The organism is Gloeocapsopsis crepidinum LEGE 06123, from assembly GCF_015207655.1.
GTDB classification, from domain to species: Bacteria; Cyanobacteriota; Cyanobacteriia; order Cyanobacteriales; family Chroococcidiopsidaceae; genus Gloeocapsopsis; species Gloeocapsopsis crepidinum.
Genome location: NZ_JADEWN010000135.1, coordinates 1 through 2384, shown reverse-complemented (window position 1 = coordinate 2384; position 2384 = coordinate 1). Strand labels below are relative to the sequence as shown.

The window sequence follows — 2384 nt, the reverse complement described above, 5'->3', positions numbered from 1 at the left end:
CCAATTCCAATTTATTGCTTGGATTTAATCACTTAATTAGTGCAATGAATCAATTCAAATTCTTTTATTCTTCTGGATGAAAGGGTTTATCTAGTACTTGTTGATTTCGGAAAGTGACAGAAGAGGGATAGGTAGATTCTGATAGGCGAGATTCGTTTACCTTGCTAAAGAGAGGGCGAGTCGCTAAATCAGACCATCGATCTCCTCCGGCTTTTACTTGGTGGTCAAGCAAGATATCGGCATTAGGGTCAACCCAGTCTCCCTCAGCGTTACGCACACTTACTGAAAATCTATTCTTATCAGCTTTCCAGATTTGATCGTAAATTGTTGGATCGGCAAGCATCTTGTCTGTACTCCTTGTATATTTGGCTTTTTGATATCTCAATCTAGCCGCAGCGTAGTTATGAGCGTCCTTGCCTTATAACTATGTGAATTGACTACAGCTCCTGATGGGGTGACAGGGAGCTAGAACGCAAGCTGGAGAAGGTCTATAGCTTGTAAGCATGTTGATAATAGAGTTGCTTATTGCGATTAGAGCGCATCCATTGTCCTATCCAATCAATACATAGTTGGAGATTATTCAACCAAGCTTGACCATACAAACCTACCCAAAAGTTGCTGTGACGGCGTTGAATTCGACCAGCGTCTTTTGGACGACAGATGTAACGCTCAACCTTTGATGTTCTGATGTTTATGCCTTGAATGATTGCACTGGTATAGGCAATAGCAATGAGTAAAACAATGGTAGATAAACGCGCTTCAATTGCATGACATCCTTCAAGATTGTATCCACCACTTTTACAGTCTTTAAACATACACTCAATTCCACTACGCTGTTGGTAAGCTGTTGTAGCAGCTCGAGTGTTTGGCAAATTAGTTAATAGAAACCAACCTTCTTTTGTTTGACTTTTGCGATAGTTTCTCTTCCATTTACAGGCTACATTAAACTGGTTAAATCCCAGTTGCTTAGTCACATTGACTCCAGCAAAGAACATTGACATTCCTGGCTTTAATCCTAGTTGCTTTAACTGCTGTGTGAACTCCTGATGCCGCCGAATATATTCATTACACTTTAACCGCAGACATATTGTCATTCCTTGGTTTTCTAGCCATTGACCTAGTTCAACTGAACAAAACTCTCTATCTCCTAAAATTGTAACTTTGTAGTCCTTAAGTAGCGGTAAAACGCTGTTAAATAAGGCTTGTTGCTGAGTAAAACTACTCTTCCCTTTATGGGGGAGAAATTGCCAATGTAGCGGGATAGCTCGTTGCTGCCAAATAATGCTGACCATTAACAAATTTAGTTCCCGCCACTGTGTTCGGTCAACTACAACAGTCAACTGCTTATTAGTTGAAAAATAATTTGTCAGTAAGTAGTTTATCAGCGCCAACCAAACTGATGAAATTGTTAACTTTGGAGAGATTAAAAATCTTTGTAGTTGGCGACGACGGCTCTCGAATAAAATTGGTAACGGTAGATTAGCAGCAAGTCTTTCTATTCGTACTTGTTTTTCCCCTTGCAGTAGTTCAACCAAGATATTTAGTAGTATGTATTGGTTTGCATTCAATGTGGAGCGCAAATGGGTCTGGTAGAATAATGGCAACATTTTAGCGATAGGCGGGTTGTGTCAATAGCCAGCCTATCTTTTTTTGACGCGAAGCGTACAACCATTATCTAGCTTTACTTTTAGCCCTTCTGTCACCCCATCAGCTACAGCTCAAAAACTGCAGTGATGGGTGAGTGATCTGAACCAGGTTTACCTCGTCTTAGATTTGGTTCATCGCTAATAGAAGGAAGTGCATCCATAACATCGATGTGGCTATCTACTTTAGGCAATCTACGCGGTTGACCAGGAAGCAGTTCTTGACTGACAAAAATATGATCGATGAGTTCTTTGTTGTTTCGGTAAATACGAGAATAACGCCTCGCTTCAGAAATCAACGGGGCTAGATTGAAAAGTCGAGTGTCATCCCCCTTATCTGTCTTCTCAAATCCACGCATACCAATCTCGCTACCACTTGGACCTTGAAGAATTTGAGTAGTTGCCGCCGAGGGCACATCATTGAGATCTCCCAGAATAATCAGCCCCTGCTCATTATTGTTTTCGAGTAATTCATTTGCTTTAACGCGCAATGCAACAGATTCTGCTGTTCGCCTCAAAAGTGCTAACCCAGCTACTTGTGCGCGTTCGTTTTCATCCTTGGGGTTAAATCTTGCTCGACCAGTCGATGAGGAAAAAGTCAACAGCTTAGATTTTACAGCCTATTGCAAGTTTATGAGGTACAGTAAGAGGAGTACACAAATGAAGTCTAATGAAACCGTACTCGCTCGACTTGCGAGAAAAAATAGTTAAGGCATACACACAAGGTGACACCTCAATCAG

3 protein-coding genes are annotated in these 2384 nt (G+C 41.1%); all 3 read right to left on the bottom strand.

Annotation, left to right across the window (positions count from 1 at the left end; translation table 11 throughout):
• Nucleotides 1-64: 64 nt before the first annotated feature.
• Nucleotides 65-343: a hypothetical protein gene (locus tag IQ230_RS26135; RefSeq protein WP_193935086.1), complete on the bottom strand. Its 279-nt coding sequence runs from the start codon at nt 341-343 to the stop codon at nt 65-67.
• Between the two features lie 145 nt (nt 344-488).
• Nucleotides 489-1568, bottom strand: a complete 1080-nt coding sequence (locus IQ230_RS26130; RefSeq protein ID WP_228055466.1) for an IS4 family transposase — start codon at nt 1566-1568, stop codon at nt 489-491.
• A gap of 143 nt (nt 1569-1711) precedes the next feature.
• A complete protein-coding gene (locus IQ230_RS26125) occupies nt 1712-2245 on the bottom strand; it encodes an endonuclease/exonuclease/phosphatase family protein (RefSeq protein WP_228055461.1) in 534 nt (177 codons plus the stop codon).
• Nucleotides 2246-2384 lie beyond the last annotated feature (139 nt).